The following is a 20,209-nucleotide window of genomic DNA, read 5'->3' on the forward strand; positions in this document are numbered from 1 at the left end:
GTAAGTGCGTTGTAGGTGTCAGGCTCAGTTATTAATTCTTTTGTCTATTAGGCCCCATCTCACATCGATAGAAATGCTAGTTAATAAATACATGACCCGGCGATTCACTGCCAAGAGTTTATCAAAGACGTTTACCGGCAACCATCAATTTGGGATCTTCGTTAAGCAAGCCCCTTATTTGAGTTCCGCTGATCTGACCTCTAAACGAATATTTTTTTCCATTACCCTCAAAATCAAATTGAATCGCATCTCCCCGAATTCGGCCGTCCTCAAATGCTAAAGATCCCTTACCTAACGAATTAATCGTTCCATCAAAAAACTGTTTTTTCTGAACAAACCGAATGGTCGATTTGTCTAAGCTCGGTAAACCAGTAAATTCCCATATGCCATCGATGCTTGCTGGCACGATCCATAAATAAATCGTTTCATTTAATGTGCCAATCGTGGTCTCGCTTGATCTAACCGATACCTCTTGATCAGGAATCCAGGATTCCATTCGAAATGTATTTGAAACCACTCGGGTTCCAGGCTTCATCTTTAAAATCGTTGGCATCAGTTTTAGATTAAGGCTCTCACCCAAAAATAATGTTAAGACCGTCGCCGACGAAAAGTCCTCAACAAAGATATCGCCTTGCTTAAAGGTCACTAAATTTTGCACATTCTCACGAATTGCATTGCGCTTTGATAGTGCAACCAAATCCGGGTTGTATTCAATTCCAATAGCCCGAACACCATAGCGCTTGGCGGCTTGTATCGGAATCACACCATCCCCCGAGCCAAGGTCATAGACTGTATCCCCGGACTTTACTTGCGCCAGTGCGAGCATCTGTGTCGCCGTATCGACCTTGGTGGGCACCCACATAATGTCTTTTCCATGGGCAGCCATCGTTAACTGAAACTGGTCGTCTCCATAGTTATGTAACGCGCAACCAGTTAACAGTGAAATAGTGAATGCGATGATGGCCAAAAAACGCATAAATGTCCTAAAGGTTATTTTTGAGCATTGTATGGGGAGGCCATTTACCCAGAGACAATAACCCTCTAGTTTTTAGGTTGAGCTAGTCAATAGTGTTTATTTAAAACAGAGCGCCTAAATCATCAATTGATAGAGGGTCCAACATAAATTCAAGACCACTAGGGCAATTAATGTATTGAATGTAAATTTCATGCCGAGCACACGCAAACTGAAATCTGGAGGCGGAGTATTGATACCTTTAGCGTGAATTAAACGTCCAATAATCAGAAAAATTCCTGGCACAAGAACTAACCACCGCGGTGCTCCGTTTAATTCCAAACAGGCAATCAGAATAATTCCGAAAGGGACATACTCGGCAAAATTGCCCTGCGCACGAATTGCCCTCTCTAGGTCCTCATTGCCACCGCTTCCCAAGGCAACCTTATTCTTTCTGCGCAAACTAATCACATTGAAAGATAGCTTAATAAAAATAATTGTCAGAGTAGCAGCAATGATGGAGGTTACTAGTAGCATGTTGAGATCCTAGATAAGCTAAAGACGTTAACGTAACCCCAAAAGATCTAGAAGAGTGGCATATGGTTAATATTTTGATAGGTCAGTATTAAAAATCCTATGACTTCTCTGAACTAATTAGAACTAGATTCAGGGCTTTGGTTAACCGCTCTTATATTGCGATAAGTTCGCATCATATCCATCATTACGGCCGTGCTCCAAGCAAAACAAAAAAGACTGCTCATAGAGAGAACCACAGCAAGAATGCGATATCGGCTTGGTAAATTTGAAACGGCCCCCTCTGCCCCAATAGTCGTGTAAATACTACCAATCACAAAAATTGCATGATCAATACTGGTTGCTACTCCATGCTTTAGTCCCAATATAGAAAGTATTCCAATTTCACTTAAATGAATTAAGGCAAGGGCGGATAGGCCCATGAAGAAAAAAATTTCCATTCTGAAGTATTGATTTTTGGCAATCAGTGTTTTAGCGTGCCGGTGATATATAGATTGAGCACCCCACAAACATAGTCCGTGATACACGATTAGTATGAAAAAGACTACGATAAATCCGATCAACAAACCAAAGGAAGATAAATCATCAATTGAAATTTCTCTCATTACGAGCTCCCCAATATGTAATTCTTGTCGCTTATTACACCATTAAATAATGATGAAGCTCTTGTTTGCTGTGTAAAAAGAAAAAACCACCCGAAGGTGGTTTTGATGCATTTTGGTGGCCCGGGGCGGAATCGAACCACCGACACAAGGATTTTCAGTCCTCTGCTCTACCGACTGAGCTACCAGGCCAAGAGTTGAGATTATATAGGATCAATTACTCTTGCTTTTTAGTGACATCAATGCCGAGTGCTTTTAGTTTGCGATAAAGATGGGTTCGCTCCAGTCCAGTGAACTCTGAGATACGAGTCATGCTACCGCCCGTGACCACCATTTGGTATTCAAAATAGGCTTTTTCGAAGAGATCACGTGACTCACGCAGTGGCAGGGTGTAGTAGCTTTTTGCAATTCCACCAATATATTCGTCCTGATTTGCAGTTTTCGGCAAATCAATTGACTTCGATTGAACTTGAGGCTCTAGTTCATCTGGCTTTTTCAGGGGGGCGCGCTCAAGGGCTTTGCTGACTGTCTTTAAGAGCTTCTGGAGTGCAATTGGCTTTTCCAGAAAATTAAGAGCACCAATGCGAGTTGCTTCAACTGCCGTATCAATGGTTGCATGGCCAGACATCATGACCACTGGCATCGTTAGCAAATTATCTCGAGCCCACTCTTTTAATAAAGTGATACCGTCAGTGTCTGGCATCCAAATATCGAGAAGCACCAAATCGGGCTCCATTTGCTCTCGCACCGCTCTCGCCTGATTGGCGCTCTCTGCTGGATAAACCGTGTGACCTTCTTCCGTCAAGATCTCGTGTAAGAGCTCACGGATTCCCATCTCATCATCAACCACCAATATGCTTGCCATTGCTAGGCCGCCTCTCTAGCAAGCTTTACAAACAAAATGGATACTTGGGCACCCAATACGTCATCTCCTTGTTTGCGATTACGGATCTCGATTTTTGCACCATGATCATCAATAATTTTTTTCACGACCGCCAATCCCAATCCGGTTCCCTTTAACTTGGTTGTTATATAAGGCTCAAATGCTCGTGCCAATATCTTAGCCTGAAAACCAGGTCCGCTATCGGTAATTGTCATACGCACCGCGGATCTATTTTGATCGGCATCTTGAATTTGTACAAGCTCTGTTGTGATCTCGATGAGTTGTTGAGGCCGATTGGTTTCTAAACTAGCGTCTTGAGCATTTTGCAAAAGATTATGAATCACTTGCCGCAATTGGGTTGGATCGCCCATGACCCGCGGGCACCTAGAATCCAAGCGAACCCCAATATTGCTGCCCTCATACAAACCCATCACCTCTTGAATCAAACCATTTAAATCAAGACTTCCCAGGGTTGGGCTAGGGGTCTTAGCAAAATCTCGGAACTCATTGACCATTTGCTTCATAGCTTGCACCTGACCAATAATGGTATTGGTGCTGCGCTCGATCATCTCATCCTGATCGGGGCTTAATTTACCAACCAGTTTTTGCTGCAGGCGTTCTGCTGATAGCTGAATAGGTGTTAGCGGATTCTTAATCTCATGCGCCAATCTCCTGGCCACCTCACTCCATGCGATCGAACGCTGCGCCGCAATGACGTCACTAATGTCATCAAACACTATCATCTTTAGGCTGGGGGAAAGTTGGGTTCCCCGAACAAATAGGGTTGAGCCAAGATCACTTTCATATTCATTAACAGGATTGACTTGGATTTGCTTTTGCCACACTAACTCAGCTTTATTGGCCCCCTCCGTTTTAGCTGAAGTAATTAAATTTTGAGTGGCAAAGCCTTCACGGACAGCGCTATCGAATTCCGCAAGCTCGGCAACCGTACCAAGGGCCTTACCTGTGATTGGTAAGAGGTCTCGTCCTAATATTTTTGCCGCTCCGGGGTTGCTTGATGCCAAATTAAAGTTGTTATCAAAAATGCAAACGCCAGCCGTTAAATTACCCAGCACGGTCTCCAAAAAGGATTTCGATTCCTGAAGCGAATCGCGCGCATCGGAGAGCTGCTTGGTCATCACATTAAATTGACGGGTCAGCATACCCAACTCATCGCCTGTATCAAGTTCGGGCTTAGGGCTTAAATCGCCCTGTGCCACGGCCTGGGTGCCGCGCAAGAGCATCAATAATGGTTGCGCCAATTGGCGACCCAAGAGAAGCGCCAAGGTCACCGCAACAAATAGAGCAAAAAAGAGTGTTAGGGTGAGCGTGCCGATATACATCTTGCGCAGCCCAATGCGCCCAAGGGCCTTCTCTTGGTATTCGCTATACGCAGACTCCACTGCATAAATATTTTTAGCCAATGGCTCGGGAATGAATCGGACCAGCTGTAAGAAGTACTTATCATCAACATATCTAGAGGAACCGGTCTTACTTGGAACGGCTTTTTGGCGAACAATCGGGACAATTGCACGTACACGGTACCCGGGCTGGCCCTTCGTAAGCTCAATCTCATCGAGAAAGGTGATGCCGTTTTTCTGAAAGGCCTCGGCCACGACCTCAGCACTGGGCGCTGGGAAAAATTGTTGGGGTCTAGATTCGGTACTGAGAATCAAGGTGCGCTGCATATTAAATAAGCTCACCTCTTGTATCCCAAACTGATTACGTATCTTGGCAACCATGCCCCCAACCTGTTCTGAGCTCGTACCCGGCGGGACCTGGACCACCTGTTCTGCAATAAACTTTCCTTCTGCCAGGATTTCTTCTTGGGCAATGCGCAAGGTCACACGGCCTAATTCCAAGCCGGAGTTCAGGGCAGACTCCACCTTGACGTCAAACCAGGTCTCAATACTTTTTGAGACAAACTGCCACGATACGCTATACAAAATAAGTCCTGGCACCACCCCAACCAAGGCAAAAATCATAGCGAGCTTTGCAATTAAGCGCGTGCCAAATCGACCCTTGCGCCAACGAATGCCAATAACCACCGCCAAAATAATGATAGTGAGCAAGAGCAAGATACCCACCACAATATTGGCGGCATACAACCAAATGAAGTATTGATCAAAGAACTCGGTATTGGATGTGGCAGTAGATAAAAGAAGCAGCAAAATCAACGCAATCAGGCCGCTTAATAATGTGACTAACGGTAGGGCTCTGCGCTTAATAAAGTCTTTATTGCTCAGGGTAAATATAGAGCTCATTATTTGCGCCCCGTTACAGAGCTCATCGATGCGTTAAACGGAAAGCGCAACCACTCACCGCTTAAGGACCAGTCTCGGCTATTAAGTGCATCCACCTGAAAAGGTTTTGGTAACTTTCCAAGGTCCAAGGTCATTCTTAACGCAGCCTCATATTGTTTATCCGCATCGATCGCGGTGGCCTCAATGACGCTCCACCCACCAATCGTGCCAGCGATCCGCAATGCCTCCACCAATGAGTTCGCGTTTAATGCGAGTCCTCCCGCGTTGATGCGATATTGATTAATGAGTGGTTGATGCGAAAGGCGTACTTGACGCTGAACATTAACCGCTTTTTCATCAAACCAATACCAACGACTGCGGGTCAACTCGAACTGAACCAGAAAGTGGAACGTTACTCCTTTTTTTAGGGCGTTTTCTAAGCCAGGCGGTAGTTCAATTCCAAAATTGGCGTTTAATAGCCAGGCGCTTTCAACCTTTTCTAACTCTGCCTGCTTCACCTTGATGACTTGTGCTTGGGCAGGGCCGGTCAGGCACACCGCAATCAGGCAAGCCAGTCCCCACAGAGAATGTCGTAAGAAGGTGGTCATGGTTGATGCTTTTTTAATAAGCCATAAAAAAATCCGTCGTGATACTCGCTTGGCAGCAGCTGGCCCGGCGCTTCTAATCGTAAAGCATTTGAATGGTCTTTCACAAACCGGGTGATTTGCTCTTCACCCTCTTCAGGAAAAATAGAGCAGGTTAAATACAGTAATGTGCCGCCATTTTTTAGCATCATCCAGGCATTCTCGAGAATAGTCCGTTGGGTCTCCGCCAAGCGCTCTATATCCTCCGATCTTCGTAAAAAGACAATATCAGGATGACGACGCACAATTCCAGACGCAGAACAAGGAACATCCAACAGGATCTTGTCAAATAAATTGCCATCCCACCAATCCCGTCGACTAGCGTCGCCTGTGATTACGTGCACTTGATCATTGAGAAGCCGAAGCCGGGTAAGCGTATTCACAATTTTCTTCGCGCGCTCTGGATCGATCTCAAGCGCAATGAATTCTGCTGGCTCGGCAAGAATTGTCTCCAAAAGGTGCGCGGTCTTTCCTCCGGGTGCAGCACACGCATCTAACAGCCGTTCGCCTTTCTGTGGGCTCAATAGGACTGGGGCAAGCTGAGCTCCCGCATCCTGAACTGATACGGCCCCTTTCATAAACTCGGGTAACTGGGAAACGGGTAGCGGCGTATCAATGATCACCGCGCTCTCTATTGGGGCACCAGCGAGCTCAGCAATGATTTGGTAGGTAATGCCCGAACCTTCCAACTTCGCGACATAATCAGCGCGCGTATTAATCATCTGATTGGCCCGCAAGGTGAGCGGGGGTGGCATTTGTTGATGGCTACAAATACTCTCCCACCGATCTGGATATGCTTCCTGAATTCGCCTTAGCCACCAGTCTGGATACGGGAGTCCAAACCGACTTTTTAGGGCGCTAGCGTTTTGCGTCGCAGTGGCGACTTTGCGCAATACCGCGTTAATGAGTCCTTGGGCATGCTTTGTCTTGGGCGACATCCCCGCTGCCTTCACTGCCTCGTTCACAATGGTCGGAACAGTGTACTGGTTTTGAGCGCCCCCCTGATTCTTGATCAGCATTGCTGCAACCGTCAGGAGCGCATCAAGTTCCTTGCTGGGCTTTTTGCTCACATAGTTAGAAATAAGCGCTTGGGCATGATTCCAATCCCGCAAGGTCGCATAGGTCAGGCTTTGGATTGCAGGCCGCTCTGCTTCATTCAATACGTCGAACAATGTTGTTAAAGAGCGCCCCTCGTGCACCACCTGCATCAAGACTTTTTTAGTCGCAAGTATTAGCTGGGCCAGGGGGGCGCTGCGCTTAGCAACCCCATCATCATTGGGAATCTTAGGCAGGATAGCGTCCCGTTCGTGCCATTTCCATCAGGCGATGGACGCGCTCTTCTGTTGCTGGATGGGTTGAGAATAATTGCGAGATTCCAGAGGCGGTCAGCGGATTCATGATCATCATTTGTGCCGTCTCCGGATGATGCTCTACCGCATTAAATGGAATACCCTTCGCATAGCGATGGATCTTTTCTAAAGCGGATGCAAGTGCCTCTGGATCCTGGGCAATCTCCGCACCGCCCCGATCGGCCTCGTACTCGCGGGCGCGTGAGATGCTCATCTGAATTAATCCAGCAGCCATTGGAGCCAATAGAGCAACTAGTAGGCCAGCAATCGGATTGCCAGAACGACCATCCGATTGGCGATTTCCAAACAAGAGCGCCATGTTCGCAATCGCTGAAATAGCGCCCGCCATCGTCGCAGCAATAGTTGATATCAAAATATCGCGGTGCTTTACATGCGCCAACTCATGGGCCATCACCCCACGCAACTCGCGGTTCGACAAAATACGCATGATGCCGGTTGTGGCAGCAACCGCAGCATGTTCAGGATTACGGCCCGTTGCAAATGCATTGGGCGAGTCTTCGTGAATTAAATACACTTTAGGCATTGGTAGTTCGGCTTGTGCTGCCAACTCTTGAACCATGGCATAAAACTGGGGCGCCGAATGTTCATCAACCTCTTGCGCATTAGTCATGCGCAATACCAATTGATCGGAATACCAATAACTAAAGAAGTTCATGGCCAAGGCAAAGAGTAGGGCCATCACTACGCCCTCTCGCCCACCGAGTATGCCGCCAATCACGATAAACAAAGCAGTGATTGCGGCCATCAAGATCGCTGTTTTGACTAAATTAAACATCGCCTTATCTCCATTATTTCTAAACGATCGGGTTTGAAGTCCCCTCAAATCTTCTTATGAAAAACACTGTGTCTTTTCGTTGGCTCTTCCTAAAAACCACTGCCGCCCTGTAATCTTTTTACCTCCTGCATTCTGTACCTCAAGCAGCTCAATCGCACGATCCCCGCACTGAACCAAAACGCCTTCCTCGCTTGTACCTAAAATCGTGCCGGGTCTTGCATTACATGCATCACTCACCACCTTTGGAACACGGCTTAGCCACACTTTCACACGTTCGCCATCGAGCTCTGTGCTTGCGCCGGGTGCTGGATTGAGTGCGCGCACCTTGCGATCTATCAACTCGGCAGCGTTAGTCCAATCCAGTTTTGCCTCGCTTTTCAGAATCTTATGGGCATACGTCACTTGGCTTGGATCCTGTGGATGCAATATTAAGTTGGGGGTGTCGGCAATGTGTTTCAAGGCCTTAACGATTAACTCGCCGCCCAAACACGCTAAGCGGTCATGGAGTGTTTGGGTGGTATCGTTATTTGAGATCAACAATGCTTCATCGATTAAAACGGGGCCAGTATCTAAACCGGGCTCCATTTCCATAATGGCCACTCCAGTTTTGGAATCGCCTGCCTCAATCGCTCGCTGAATTGGAGCAGCCCCGCGCCAACGCGGCAATAGTGAGGCGTGGATATTAAAACAACCCCTGCGACCGGAGCGCTTGGCCATTTCCAAAAATGCCGCCGGCAGAATAAGGCCGTAGGCAACTACGACGACTGCCTCAAAATTCATCTGGTCTAATGCAGCCAGAGTCTGCTGAGCCTCCTCTAGCCGCTTCTCATCCTTGTTCTGCAAATGCAGGCTTTGTGGCTGGAATACTGGAATATGGTTAGTCTTCGCAAGACGCTTGACTGGACTTTCTTGTAATTGCAAACCGCGACCCGCCGGGCGATCGGGCTGGGTTAGAGCAGCCACCACTTCGTGACCCGCTGAAAGTATCGCGGCCAATGCAGTGGCGGCAAACTCTGGGGTGCCAGCAAAAATAATTTTCATGATGTCTCGCTTAGCGAAGACCAACCATTTCTTTTGCCCGCTTTTTCAGTTTTGCTGAAATTCGACTCTGCTTTAAGGGTGACAAATACTCAACAAATACTTTGCCTTGCAAGTGGTCCATTTCGTGTTGCAAACAGACTGCCAGTAAACCATCGGCCTCGAGCTCAAATGCCCTGCCATCTTGATTTAAAGCCTTCACCCGAATTCGCTCGGGACGCTCTACCTCATCAAAAAATTCAGGGACGGACAAACACCCCTCGCGCCATGATTTCTTTTCAGGGCTAGCCCACACCACTTCTGGATTAATAAACACCATTAATTGGTCACGCTCCTCGGAGGTATCGATCACAATAATGCGCTCATGAATATCGACCTGAGTGGCCGCAAGCCCAATCCCTGGGGCTTCATACATGGTTTGTGCCATGTTCGCGACAATGGTTTGGATTCGCTCATCAACGACAGTGACCGGCTTGGCAACCTTATGCAAGCGCGGGTCGGGATAATGAAGGATAGGTAAAACAGGCATATCCCAATTATCTTACAAACAAATCCGCCCGGCCCTCTAGTGCAGCCTTTTTACTCTCGTAACAATGAGGGATGCACAAGCAACTCCAATCAACCGCTAATTTTCGAATTCAATCGATCACACAAGAGTGTTCGCATTACCCAAAACGCTTATTGGATCTAAGTGACCCACCAAAAAGACTTTTTTATATCGGGGACATTCAGTTATTGGCACAGCCCATGCTAGCAATAGTAGGGGCGCGCAAGGCCTCGCCCTCTGGACTCTTATTGGCGCAGCACTTTTCCAGCGCCCTGGGACTTGCTGGCTATCACATTATTTCCGGGATGGCCTACGGAATTGATGGCGCCGCCCACCGGGGCATCTTGGATCTTAGGGCGGCCTGCAAAACCATCGCGGTTTGCGGCAATGGACTTGATCGTACTTATCCGCCTGAACATCACGAATTGGCAACCCGCATCGCATTACAAGGCCTTTTACTCTCCGAATACCCACCAGGAACCTGCCCAAAAGGCTTTCATTTTCCAAGGCGCAATCGAATCATCGCCGCCCTCTCTTTAGGAGTTGTGGTGATTGAGGCTGCCCAAAAATCAGGGTCCCTAATTACGGCCTATTTAGCCAGCTCGCTAGGAAGAGAGGTTTTCGTTTTACCTGGGTCGATTACATCACCCCTTTTTGAGGGGTCACACCAACTGATTCAGGAAGGGGCGAAATTAGTTAGGGGCGCCCAGGATGTGCTTGAAGAATTACCCAGCATCCGCTTTCATTGAGCTTAAATCCATGTAAGTCATTGAATTCAAACATTTTTATTGTGTCTCGAGGTTACTAGCCTGGGAGCTTGTTTGACTTTTTACAAAGACCTGGGCTAATAATAAAAAAGGGGGTGGAGAGGGTTTCTTTCAAAAAACGTTTAAATTAGTCTTCCTTTTAGTCCATATCCGGGCGCAGAAAACTTATCTTAATTAGGCAAAGTGTGGCAACCAGTACAAAGTCGAGCAGCAAAAAAAATTTAGTCGTCGAGCACCCAAAAGCGCTCATTATTGCTGAAAAACCATCCGTAGCAAACGACATTGCTAAGGCCCTGGGTGGCTTTACAAAGCATGACGAGTATTTTGAGAATGATGCGTTTTTGATCTCATCGGCCGTCGGACATCTTCTTGAAATTGCCGCCCCCGACGAATATGAGGTCAAACGGGGTAAGTGGTCCTTTGCTAATTTACCTGTGATTCCCCCGCATTTTGATCTGCGACCTATTGCGAAAACGGAATCCCGCCTAAAGGTTTTACAAAAGCTCATTAAACGCAAAGACGTCAATCGAATTATTAATGCCTGCGATGCCGGTCGTGAGGGTGAGCTGATCTTTCGTTTAATTACGCAGCACGCCAAAGCACCACAAAAAATTGAGCGTCTATGGCTTCAATCCATGACGCCCGCTGCAATTCGGGAGGGTTTTAATAAGCTACGCTCGGACGATGAGTTAATTCCCCTTGCTGATGCAGCACGTTGCCGATCAGAGGCAGACTGGTTGGTGGGGATTAATGGTACCCGAGCCATGACCGCATTTAATAGTAAGAGTGGTGGGTTTTTTCTGACCACGGTTGGGCGCGTTCAAACGCCAACCCTGTCGATTGTTGTCCAGCGCGAAGAACAAATTCGGAAGTTTGTATCCAAAGACTACTGGGAGGTGCGTGCTGAGTTTATTGCCGCAGCCGGTGTTTATGAGGGCCGCTGGATCAATCCCGATTTTAAAAAGGATCCTACAGATCCTGACGCACGAGAAAATCGCCTCTGGAGCGAAGCTGCGGCTAAGAGCATTGTGGCTGCTTGTCGAGGAAAAAAGGGCGGCGTCTCTGAAGAATCAAAACCCGCGACCCAACTGGCGCCCCAACTTTTTGACCTCACCAGTTTGCAACGTGAAGCAAACGCACGCTTCGGTTTCTCTGCCAAAAATACCTTGGGGCTTGCACAAGCCTTATATGAGCGCCATAAGGTCCTAACCTATCCAAGAACGGATGCGCGCGCACTGCCTGAAGACTATTTGGATACGGTTCAAAAAACCATCGCGCTGCTTGGTGAAAACGCTCAAGAGTACCGATCGTTTGCAGCCGCAATCCTCAAAGGCGATGGTAAAAAATCATGGGTCAAACCCAATAAACGGATTTTTGACAATAGCAAAATATCGGACCACTTTGCCATCATCCCTACACTCGAAGCGCCTAAAAATTTAAGCGAGCCCGAACAAAAGCTGTATGACCTAGTCGTTCGGCGATTCTTGGCAGTGTTTTATCCTGCCGCCGAGTACCGAGTCACGACCCGCATCACCGAGGTGTCAGGCCATCAATTTAAAACCGAGGGCCGCGTGTTGGTTGAGCCGGGCTGGCTGACTGTTTATGGTAAATCGTCTCAAACAGACGATGAACTGGTGCCTGTCCAGAAAAATGAGGCCGTTCAAAACGAAACTGTTGAGCTGGTCCCTTTAAAAACAAAGCCGCCGGCGCGCTATAGCGAAGCAACCTTATTGTCGGCGATGGAAAGTGCGGGGAAATGGGTCGATGATGACGAAATGCGTGAAGCAATGGCTGAAAAGGGTCTTGGGACCCCCGCGACTCGCGCTGCGATCATCGAAGGTCTGTTGGCAGAAAAATATATCGTTCGTGAAGCCCGCGAATTAATTCCAACCGCAAAGGCATTTCAATTAATGACCCTTTTGCGCGGTCTAGACGTTGCCGAGCTCACCCAGCCCGACCTGACAGGAACTTGGGAACATAAGCTGGCGCTCATCGAGGAAGGAAAGCTCGATCGCAACACCTTCATGCAAGAAATTGCGCAAATGACACAAAAAATTGTGAAGCGTGCAAAAGAATTTAATAGCGACACCATTCCAGGCGACTACGCAACTTTAAAAACCCCTTGCCCGCATTGCGGCAAGGCCGTAAAAGAAAACTATCGACGCTTTGCCTGCGAATCCTGTGGTTTTACGATTAGCAAAACCCCGGGCGGTCGAGCATTTGAGTACGAAGAAGTTGAATCGTTACTGAAAGAAAAAACCATCGGGCCCTTGCAGGGCTTTCGCAGCAAAATGGGTAGGCCTTTTGCGGCAATTATTCGTCTTACTGAGATACCGCCTGATGATGCGGATTATCCCAATGCAGGCTTCAAACTAGAGTTTGATTTTGGCAACTCGGGGGGAGAGGATGAGGAAGCAGTCGACTTCACTGGCAAAGAAGCGCTTGGAGTATGCCCAAAATGCTCTGGCGCGGTCTACGAGGACGGCATGCGCTATGTTTGCGAACATAATACGGGTCCTGCTAAAACCTGTGACTTTAAAACTGGCAAAGTCGTTTTACAGCAAGAAGTGTCTTCTGATCAGATTAAGAAGCTCTTAAAAGAAGGTAAAACCGATCTATTAACTAACTTTAAATCCAATCGCACTGGGCGGGGCTTTAAGGCCTATCTCGCCTTAGATCCCAAGGGGAAAATTGGTTTTGAATTTGAGGCTAAGGCGCCCGCCAAAAAGCGCGCGGGCGATAAGACTGCAAGCGATTCGGAGTCCAAACCAAAACGTGCGAGTCGCTCTAAAGCAAAGTCCGAGGAATGAGAGAGGGCTGGAATAAGGGCTGATGCAAGTGTTGACCAAAGCAGTCCGCGCGAGCCAAGCGCAGTGACTACATATAAGTTTGGCATACCCGAAATTGCCCCTATGATCGGGAGTCGGTCTTTGCTGACGCAGCGCACCCCGACAAATTGATCAGCCACCGTTAGTCTGGCTGCATCAATTATTTGAGGTCTTAATAGTCCTGCTGCCAGCCGACGATTATGGTCATCGCTCGCAGCACTTGGTTGTGTAGAGTCCTGATTCTCATCATAAGTTGAGCCCACTAACCATCGATACGATTGGGTCTCTGGATTCCAAACAGGAGGGGTGCAATAGCCATCTCCCGATAAATTTATTCTGGGAATGTGCTCTAATAAATCAGTCTGTTGATCGATTCTAAAAATGCTAAGCTGGCCGCGCACAGGCTTTAGATAAAGCTTTTGAGCAAAGGGGCTCAGAAGATTTTGAGCACCAAAGGCGTTTGCAAGGACAACTGTTTGTGCTCTCGCTATGCAGCTGCCATTTTTGTCTAAAGCGCCCCAGAGGTTGCCTTTAAATTCAAGATGTTCGATGGTGCTAGACCAAATAGTTTGCAACTCCTTGCAAGACAGAATTCGTTCTTTACATAGGGCCGCGAGATTGATGGAGCCAGCGCCAGGAAACCAAACGCCGGCGCGCTCAATCCCAAAACGCCTTCGGGCACCCTCGGCCGAAATAGATTCTCCAATATCACCCGTAATACCCAATTGAGTTAATTTATTTTGCAATGCCTCTTCATCAAAGGGGGTCCCAATTTTGGCAAGGGCAAAAACGCCGCGGTGGTCCCATGCACCAGCACAGTCAAGCTCAACCATCCGATAGGCGGCCAACGCTAAACGATGTAACCTGCTAGCTGTGCGACCAAGCGCTGGGTGGGTAATTGCACCATCATGAGCTGATGTTGCCCGACCTGGTCCGGAGGCACTATCGACAATACACACCGAGACACCAAGGCGGTGATATTCATTAGCGATCGAGGCGCCGGCAATCCCGGCACCGATCACGAGAACATCAACCGGTTTTGCAAGCAAACTGCTTAGGCTTGAAAGCGATTAGCAATCTTGGTTTTGATTTCGAGCAGTTCTTTTGGGAGGCGGTTAGCCAACTTATCAAAAAGCTCTTGGTGCAAATCCAGCTCGACCTTCCAATCATCAGCATGCACCGCGGTCGATTGATTAAATTGCTCGGGCGATAAGGTCAAACCATTCCAATTGAAATCCACATGACTTGGCGACAGGCCAAGAGGGGTTTCGGTTGCGCCAGCTTTGTTCTCGGTGCGGCCCAAGATCCACGCCAAAACGCGCATATTCTCGCCAAAGCCTGGCCAAATAAACTTGCCATTTTCATCTTTGCGAAACCAATTTACTAAATAGATTTTTGGCAAAGCGGCACCTTCTGTCTCAAGCTTCTTGCCCATATTGAGCCAGTGCTGAAAATAATCGCTCATGTTGTAGCCTGCAAACGCAATCATCGCAAACGGGTCGCGCCGCACGACACCAACCTTACCGGTAATCGCAGCAGTCGTCTCTGAGCCCATGGTTGCGGCCATATAAACGCCCTCGGTCCAATTTCGAGCTTCGCTAACCAAGGGAACTGTATTTGAGCGACGGCCTCCAAAAATAAACGCGTCCAATGGAACGCCTTCCGGGTTATCCCAATTTGGATCAACCGCGGGGTTATTAATAGCGGCTGTAGTAAAGCGTGCATTGGGATGCGCAGCTAAGCGACCGGCTTTGCCATCTTCGGGTGTCCAATCTTTGCCCTGCCAATCAATTAAATGACTTGGTGGGGTGTCGGTTAAGCCTTCCCACCATACATCGCCGTCATCGGTGAGCGCTACGTTAGTAAAAATAACGTCTTCATTTAATGAGTCAACGCAATTGGCATTGGTCTCGCGATTGGTGCCAGGCGCCACACCAAAATAGCCGGACTCTGGATTAATTGCATAAAGACATACTTGACCCGTTTTTGGATCTTTGCGAGGTTTAATCCAAGCGATATCGTCGCCAACCGTGGTTACCTTCCAACCCTCAAAGCCTTTGGGGGGAATCATCATTGAGAAATTAGTTTTGCCACAAGCCGACGGAAAGGCAGCTGCCACATGGTATTTTTTTCCTTCAGGAGAAGTGACTCCTAAAATCAGCATGTGCTCTGCCAACCATCCTTGTTCGCGCCCCATGGTTGAAGCAATTCGCAAAGCAAAACATTTTTTTCCTAAAAGAGCGTTACCACCATAGCCCGAACCAAACGACCAAATCTCTCGCGTTTCGGGATAGTGAACGATATATTTCGTTGGATTATTGGGCCAAACCGCGTCCTTTTCTCCGGGAGCCAATGGCTTACCAACCGAATGAACGCAGTGAACAAATTCGCCATCGGTCCCCAAGAGCTCGAGAACCGATTTGCCCATGCGCGTCATGATGCGCATATTAATTGCTACATATGGGCTATCGGATAACTCAACACCAATATGTGCGATTGGCGATCCGAGGGGGCCCATTGAAAAAGGAACAACATACATCGTGCGGCCCCGCATGCAACCCTCAAACAGTGGGGTTAAGGTTGCGCGCATTTCATTGGGATCCACCCAATTATTGGTTGGCCCTGCATCCTCTTGATGGGTTGAACAAATAAAGGTTCGGTCCTCGACGCGCGCTACGTCCATCGGGTCTGAAATCGCTAAATACGAATTCTTGCGTTTTTGCGGATTCAACCTCTTCAGGCTGCCGGCCTTAACCAGTAGCTCGCACAGCTCATTGTATTCGGTCTGAGAGCCGTCACACCAATGGATCTGATCAGGCTGGGTTAGGGAGGCAACTTCTTCAACCCATTGAATCAACTTTGCGTTCTTTACATACGCTGGAACATTTAGATTCACTGTGGCGGGATTGGCTGGTTTATTCATTGGGCCCTCAAACGTAACCGTTTAATTTTTAACAAGATTATTTAATGCGCTAGAAAAATTTATAACAATTTTAACATTTGTGTAACATTAAATTGACGGCTTATTTGCCAATACAAAACTCGCTAAATATCTTGCCCAGTAGGTCGTCGGGCAACAATTTTCCAGTGATTTCACCTAAGTCATTTTGAGCGCAATGAAGTTCTTCGGCAAACAATTCCAAGGCGCGATTACCACCAAATCCGTGCGCCATCGCTTTTTGTAAATGTTCTTTTGCAAGCACGATGGCGCGAAGATGGCGCGAACGCGCAGTGTAAATGCCGCCCTCTGCGTTTCCCTCCCATCCCGCAAGATGCAAAATAGTTTCCTGAAGTTGTTTAATACCCTCGCCCGTTTTTGCTGAAATAAAAACTTCTTTCGATTCTCCTCCAGTGTTTAGGCAAGCTGCTTGCGGGCTCTCTAGCAAATCTAATTTGTTCATCACATCCAAAATATGGGCGCCCGAGTGGACGCGCTCCCTGACCATTGTTTTGATGTCTGCAAAGTTGGTTTCGGGGCCTTGTGTAGCATCGTGGATTAGCAAAACGATGTCGGCTTTAGCAATCTCGTCCCAGGTTTGGGCTACGCCGATCTGCTCGACAACATCATTGGACTCCCGAATCCCGGCAGTATCAATTACATGCACAGGTATACCATCGATCGAAATATTTTCAATGATTCGATCACGTGTCGTGCCAGCAATTGGCGTGACGATTGCTCTTTCCTCTCCCACCAATGTATTTAACAAAGAGCTCTTACCAACATTTGGAGGACCAACGAGCGCTAGACGAATGCCGTCTCGCAAAATTTTTCCTTGACTCGAAATCTTAATAATCTGCTCTAAATCGTTCATGATTTTTTCAAGGCGCTGCTTTGCATTGGCAGCCTCAATAAACTCAATCTCTTCCTCAGGAAAATCAAGGGTTGATTCAACCAAAATTCGTAACTGCGTGATTTGATCAATCAACTGATTAATTTGTTCTGAAAAGAGTCCTTGCAGGGAAAGATTTGCTCCTCGTAGGGACGCGTCGCTTTGTGCATTAATGAGGTCTGCAATGGCTTCGGCCTGCACCAAATCAATCTTGCCATTTAAAAACGCTCTCAATGAAAACTCACCGGGCTCAGCAAGCTTCATCCCGTCGGGGGCGCCAAGCTCCATGACGCGATTTAGGACCAATTGCGTGACGCGCGATCCGCCGTGGCAGTGAAGTTCAAGCACATCTTCGCCGGTGAACGAAGCGGGCGCCCTAAAGAACAACAACAAAACTTGATCAATTTGCTGTTGGTGGGCATCTTTTAAAACCAAATAATGCGCATAGCGGGGCTTCGGCTCAGCACCAAGAAGTGCTTTGGCAAGTCCAATAAGGTCAGAACCAGAGGCACGAATAATCCCAACGCCGCCAGCGCCCCGAGGGCTTGCTATCGCAGCAATGGGATTTTTATGCATTCAACCCCGACCCTTAGAGGCTTATTTGGCCGGTCGCTTAGTAAACATTTGATTAATTTGCCACTGCTGAGCAATTGACAAAATATTGTTAACCACCCAATACAACACCAGTCCTGCCGGGAAGAAAAAGAACATGACAGAAAAGATAATGGGCATCCACAGCATAATTTTTGCTTGGAGTGGGTCGGGTGGTGTGGGATTCAAGCGCGTTTGCACGAACATCGACACCGCCATAATGATTGGCAGGATGAAATAGGGGTCGGGTACTGATAAATCCTTGATCCAAAGAATCCATGGCGCATTTCGCATTTCAACCGACGAAAGCAGGACCCAATACAAAGCAATAAAAACAGGAATCTGAACAACCACTGGCAAACATCCGCCCAAGGGATTAATTTTTTCTTGCTTATAAAGATCCATCATGGCGCGATTTAATTTCTGTGGATCACCTTTAAATTGCTCGCGGAGATTCATTAATCGCGGCTGCACTTCTTTCATGCGTGCCATCGATTTATAGCTAGCAGCGGAAAGCGGGAAGAAAACTAATTTAATAATGAAGGTCAGAATAACGATTGCCCAGCCCCAATTGGCAACGTAGGAATGAATTTGTTCTAAGAGCCAAAAAATTGGTTTTGCAATGACCGTGAGGTAACCGTAATCTTTAATTAAGTCAAAGCCAGGAGCAATTTTTTCCAAGAGCGTTTCCTCCTGGGGGCCGATAAATAAGCGTGTGCTTTCAACATAACTGGATCCCGTTGCTATTGCGGCAATTGGAACCTGTAAGCCGATTCGAAACAGGTTTTGCTCTACCTTTCCAACGTACACGTCTCTGACCGATTTATCACTTGGTATCCAAGCGCTTGCAAAATAATGCTGCACCATGGCAATCCAGCCGGGTTCCCCAGCGGGGATTTGCTTAGGAATATCTGCTTTATTTTTTTCAATATCAGAAAAATTGATCTTAAGAAATTTATCTTTGTCGGTATACAGCGCCGGGCCAGTAAAGGTGCTGTAGAACTCGCTGTCGCTAACGGCCGAGCTATCCCGTACGATTTCGTTGTAAAGAACTAAGCCGCCGGCATTGTTTTGATTGAGCTGAGTGATCCGGTGTTCGACCTCAACGACATAGCTTCCATCGACCAAATAATAGGTTTTTTCAAGACGAACCCCACCGCGCTCATTTACAAACGTTACAAACGATTTGTTATCAACACGACCGTTTTTGCTGACTACAAAGGAGGCTGTGTGATTTGGTAGTTCATTACTGCCTGCCGAGATAAGGCCGGATCGGACAAAATATTGGTTTTGTGGTGTGATTTGTAATAAGGCGACTGGTTTTTGGTCGGGCATTAATTGTTTCAATAGCTTTGCGCTAACCACGCTTGCGCCCGTGGTATTAATTTCGAGCTCTAAGACATCATTTTTGATGGTATGTTTTTCGCCAGAGGCTAAATTGGCCACATTAAATGCTGGAGCCTGCTGGGGGGTGGGCAAGCTCTCCGCCTTAGGAAGGTCGGCTGATTTTTGTGACTGGCCCGGTGCCGCGACCTGGGCTTGAGTTGCGCTTGCAGCTGGGGGCACACTTTCTGACGCCTTGAGCGGGCTTGGGGTTTGACTTGAAGGCGTTAGTGGTGTGGGTCCAAAGAGCGCCTGGCGACCATCATAGATAAGCCAATTGTTATAGAGCATCAAGCCCGAAATCGTTAATACCGCCCAAAGGAGTGTGCGCTTAATGTCCATAGTCAATGATTTGTTTGTATAAAGTTTTGTTTGTTTTGCTCTTGATCGACCGGGTCATAGCCACCAGCCGACCAAGGATTACAGCGCAAAATTCGCCAACTGATTTTACCGATGCTTTTTAACGTAGAGTGTTTCTTTAAGCACTCGCATGCGTAATCTGAGCAGCTCGGCACAAAACGGCACTGTCCGCCCACAAAAGGTGAGAGGGTGAGTTGATACGCCCTTACTAAATAGCCCAATAATCGGTTCATGAAACCAAGCCTTGCAGTTGGCTCTTAAGCTCTTGGTATTCGGGGTTACGAAGTCTGCCGCGCGTGGATTGGCCCACGGGCTGCTTTAGCCGAATGACAAGCTCTACAAAATTACCAGGGGTCTTGTTGCGAGTCAGCTCTCGCGCTGCTCTTTTAAGGCGATTGCGATCGACGGCCCGTTTGGCAAATTTTTTTGCAATTGCAAGGCCAAGATCGAGGGGGGGCTCGTTTTTTGATTCGGCATAAATAGCCCAGGCTTCACTGCTTGTTGGCCTAGTTCGCAAAAGCGCCTGGATTCGAGCCGATTTCAATTCATTACACTGCGAGTCTTTTGCGACCTTTGGAGCGACGCGCATTAAGTACGGCGCGACCACCTTTGGTTTTCATGCGAACCCGAAACCCATGGGTTCTTTTACGACGCGTTACAGATGGTTGGTATGTTCTTTTCATGATTGATCCTAAGAAAACCCTCTATTTTCTCTATTTATACGGATAGCGTCAACTTTATATCCGGGTTTTGCCTAATTATTTTGGTTAAATTTTTTAAATAACTGATTTAATTAAAAAATTGTTCTTTACACACAACTTATCCACAACTTATCCCCCGCATTTTTGCTTGTGGATAACTT

18 protein-coding genes, 1 tRNA gene and 1 pseudogene are annotated in these 20,209 nt (G+C 47.5%); 2 read left to right on the forward strand and 18 right to left on the reverse strand.

All coding sequences use genetic code 11. The features are described from left to right. Nucleotides 1-121 precede the first annotated feature (121 nt). The 11 genes from QUE61_RS09410 to def all read right to left on the reverse strand — a co-directional run bounded on the left by QUE61_RS09410 (nucleotide 122) and on the right by def (nucleotide 9,570). The gene (locus tag QUE61_RS09410) at nucleotides 122-976 is read right to left on the reverse strand and encodes a methyltransferase domain-containing protein (protein ID WP_286306962.1); all 855 of its coding nucleotides are present in this window, start codon (nucleotides 974-976) and stop codon (nucleotides 122-124) included. 114 nt (nucleotides 977-1,090) lie between these two features. Then, on the reverse strand, nucleotides 1,091-1,489 hold the full coding sequence (locus QUE61_RS09415) for an MAPEG family protein (RefSeq protein WP_286306963.1): 399 nt from the start codon (nucleotides 1,487-1,489) through the stop codon (nucleotides 1,091-1,093). A 113-nt stretch (nucleotides 1,490-1,602) separates the two neighbouring features. Further along, nucleotides 1,603-2,091: a hypothetical protein gene (locus QUE61_RS09420; protein WP_286225400.1), complete on the reverse strand. Its 489-nt coding sequence runs from the start codon at nucleotides 2,089-2,091 to the stop codon at nucleotides 1,603-1,605. Nucleotides 2,092-2,204: 113 nt separating this feature from the next. Beyond that, nucleotides 2,205-2,280 (reverse strand) — tRNA-Phe (locus tag QUE61_RS09425). A 25-nt stretch (nucleotides 2,281-2,305) separates the two neighbouring features. Next, on the reverse strand, nucleotides 2,306-2,953 hold the full coding sequence (locus QUE61_RS09430) for a response regulator (protein ID WP_286306964.1): 648 nt from the start codon (nucleotides 2,951-2,953) through the stop codon (nucleotides 2,306-2,308). Nucleotides 2,954-2,955: 2 nt separating this feature from the next. Further along, entirely contained in the window at nucleotides 2,956-5,235 is a 2,280-nt protein-coding gene (locus QUE61_RS09435) for a sensor histidine kinase (RefSeq protein ID WP_286306965.1), read from the reverse strand. Further along, nucleotides 5,235-5,822 (reverse strand): DUF4390 domain-containing protein, encoded by a 588-nt coding sequence (locus QUE61_RS09440; protein ID WP_286306966.1) that lies wholly within the window; start codon nucleotides 5,820-5,822, stop codon nucleotides 5,235-5,237. Before QUE61_RS09440 ends, QUE61_RS09435 begins: the two co-directional genes overlap by 1 nt. Then, nucleotides 5,819-7,153: a 16S rRNA (cytosine(967)-C(5))-methyltransferase RsmB gene (gene rsmB, locus QUE61_RS09445; protein ID WP_353506512.1), complete on the reverse strand. Its 1,335-nt coding sequence runs from the start codon at nucleotides 7,151-7,153 to the stop codon at nucleotides 5,819-5,821. The genes QUE61_RS09440 and rsmB overlap by 4 nt, the downstream gene beginning before the upstream one ends. Beyond that, on the reverse strand, nucleotides 7,143-8,003 hold the full coding sequence (gene htpX, locus QUE61_RS09450) for a zinc metalloprotease HtpX (RefSeq protein WP_286306967.1): 861 nt from the start codon (nucleotides 8,001-8,003) through the stop codon (nucleotides 7,143-7,145). The genes rsmB and htpX overlap by 11 nt, the downstream gene beginning before the upstream one ends. 54 nt (nucleotides 8,004-8,057) lie before the next feature. After that, entirely contained in the window at nucleotides 8,058-9,044 is a 987-nt protein-coding gene (fmt, locus tag QUE61_RS09455; protein WP_286306968.1) for a methionyl-tRNA formyltransferase, read from the reverse strand. Between the two features lie 10 nt (nucleotides 9,045-9,054). Further along, nucleotides 9,055-9,570 (reverse strand): peptide deformylase, encoded by a 516-nt coding sequence (gene def / locus QUE61_RS09460; RefSeq protein ID WP_286306969.1) that lies wholly within the window; start codon nucleotides 9,568-9,570, stop codon nucleotides 9,055-9,057. A gap of 71 nt (nucleotides 9,571-9,641) precedes the next feature. On the opposite strand from def, the gene dprA reads away from it, so the two are divergent. Then, nucleotides 9,642-10,337 (forward strand): DNA-processing protein DprA, encoded by a 696-nt coding sequence (dprA, locus tag QUE61_RS09465; RefSeq protein ID WP_286306970.1) that lies wholly within the window; start codon nucleotides 9,642-9,644, stop codon nucleotides 10,335-10,337. Between the two features lie 203 nt (nucleotides 10,338-10,540). Then, entirely contained in the window at nucleotides 10,541-13,165 is a 2,625-nt protein-coding gene (locus QUE61_RS09470) for a DNA topoisomerase III (RefSeq protein ID WP_286306971.1), read from the forward strand. Between the two features lie 77 nt (nucleotides 13,166-13,242). Here QUE61_RS09470 and QUE61_RS09475 read toward each other — a convergent pair. The 7 genes and pseudogenes from QUE61_RS09475 to rpmH form a co-directional block, all read right to left on the reverse strand. Further along, nucleotides 13,243-14,205: pseudogene (locus QUE61_RS09475) on the reverse strand (FAD-dependent oxidoreductase); the annotation flags it as partial. Between the two features lie 32 nt (nucleotides 14,206-14,237). Continuing rightward, a complete protein-coding gene (locus tag QUE61_RS09480; protein ID WP_286306972.1) occupies nucleotides 14,238-16,106 on the reverse strand; it encodes a phosphoenolpyruvate carboxykinase (GTP) in 1,869 nt (622 codons plus the stop codon). A gap of 100 nt (nucleotides 16,107-16,206) precedes the next feature. Beyond that, nucleotides 16,207-17,589 carry a tRNA uridine-5-carboxymethylaminomethyl(34) synthesis GTPase MnmE gene (gene mnmE / locus QUE61_RS09485; RefSeq protein WP_286306973.1) on the reverse strand — a complete coding sequence of 461 codons (1,383 nt, stop codon included), beginning with the start codon at nucleotides 17,587-17,589 and terminating at the stop codon, nucleotides 16,207-16,209. Between the two features lie 21 nt (nucleotides 17,590-17,610). Beyond that, complete coding sequence (yidC, locus tag QUE61_RS09490; protein WP_286306974.1) at nucleotides 17,611-19,329, reverse strand: membrane protein insertase YidC; 1,719 nt, start codon at nucleotides 19,327-19,329, stop codon at nucleotides 17,611-17,613. A 2-nt stretch (nucleotides 19,330-19,331) separates the two neighbouring features. Then, a complete protein-coding gene (gene yidD, locus QUE61_RS09495; protein ID WP_286306975.1) occupies nucleotides 19,332-19,580 on the reverse strand; it encodes a membrane protein insertion efficiency factor YidD in 249 nt (82 codons plus the stop codon). Next, the gene (locus tag QUE61_RS09500; protein ID WP_286306976.1) at nucleotides 19,577-19,891 is read right to left on the reverse strand and encodes a ribonuclease P protein component; all 315 of its coding nucleotides are present in this window, start codon (nucleotides 19,889-19,891) and stop codon (nucleotides 19,577-19,579) included. Before QUE61_RS09500 ends, yidD begins: the two co-directional genes overlap by 4 nt. Before the next feature lie 4 nt (nucleotides 19,892-19,895). Continuing rightward, complete coding sequence (gene rpmH / locus QUE61_RS09505; protein WP_108509260.1) at nucleotides 19,896-20,030, reverse strand: 50S ribosomal protein L34; 135 nt, start codon at nucleotides 20,028-20,030, stop codon at nucleotides 19,896-19,898. Between the last annotated feature and the right edge of the window lie 179 nt (nucleotides 20,031-20,209).

Origin of the sequence: Polynucleobacter sp. HIN5, assembly GCF_030297555.1 — a bacterium.
Lineage (GTDB): Bacteria > Pseudomonadota > Gammaproteobacteria > Burkholderiales > Burkholderiaceae > Polynucleobacter.

Excerpts from the sequence above, each read along its gene's own strand:
- QUE61_RS09410 (WP_286306962.1), bottom strand. The coding sequence starts at position 976 with ATGCGTTTTTTGGCCATCATCGCATTCACTATTTCACTGTTAACTGGT.
- QUE61_RS09415 (WP_286306963.1), bottom strand. The coding sequence starts at position 1,489 with ATGCTACTAGTAACCTCCATCATTGCTGCTACTCTGACAATTATTTTT.
- QUE61_RS09420 (WP_286225400.1), bottom strand. The coding sequence starts at position 2,091 with ATGAGAGAAATTTCAATTGATGATTTATCTTCCTTTGGTTTGTTGATC.
- QUE61_RS09430 (WP_286306964.1), bottom strand. The coding sequence starts at position 2,953 with ATGGCAAGCATATTGGTGGTTGATGATGAGATGGGAATCCGTGAGCTC.
- QUE61_RS09435 (WP_286306965.1), bottom strand. The coding sequence starts at position 5,235 with ATGAGCTCTATATTTACCCTGAGCAATAAAGACTTTATTAAGCGCAGA.
- QUE61_RS09440 (WP_286306966.1), bottom strand. The coding sequence starts at position 5,822 with ATGACCACCTTCTTACGACATTCTCTGTGGGGACTGGCTTGCCTGATT.
- htpX (WP_286306967.1), bottom strand. The coding sequence starts at position 8,003 with ATGTTTAATTTAGTCAAAACAGCGATCTTGATGGCCGCAATCACTGCT.
- fmt (WP_286306968.1), bottom strand. The coding sequence starts at position 9,044 with ATGAAAATTATTTTTGCTGGCACCCCAGAGTTTGCCGCCACTGCATTG.
- def (WP_286306969.1), bottom strand. The coding sequence starts at position 9,570 with ATGCCTGTTTTACCTATCCTTCATTATCCCGACCCGCGCTTGCATAAG.
- dprA (WP_286306970.1), top strand. The coding sequence starts at position 9,642 with ATGCACAAGCAACTCCAATCAACCGCTAATTTTCGAATTCAATCGATC.
- QUE61_RS09480 (WP_286306972.1), bottom strand. The coding sequence starts at position 16,106 with ATGAATAAACCAGCCAATCCCGCCACAGTGAATCTAAATGTTCCAGCG.
- mnmE (WP_286306973.1), bottom strand. The coding sequence starts at position 17,589 with ATGCATAAAAATCCCATTGCTGCGATAGCAAGCCCTCGGGGCGCTGGC.
- yidC (WP_286306974.1), bottom strand. The coding sequence starts at position 19,329 with ATGGACATTAAGCGCACACTCCTTTGGGCGGTATTAACGATTTCGGGC.
- yidD (WP_286306975.1), bottom strand. The coding sequence starts at position 19,580 with ATGAACCGATTATTGGGCTATTTAGTAAGGGCGTATCAACTCACCCTC.
- rpmH (WP_108509260.1), bottom strand. The coding sequence starts at position 20,030 with ATGAAAAGAACATACCAACCATCTGTAACGCGTCGTAAAAGAACCCAT.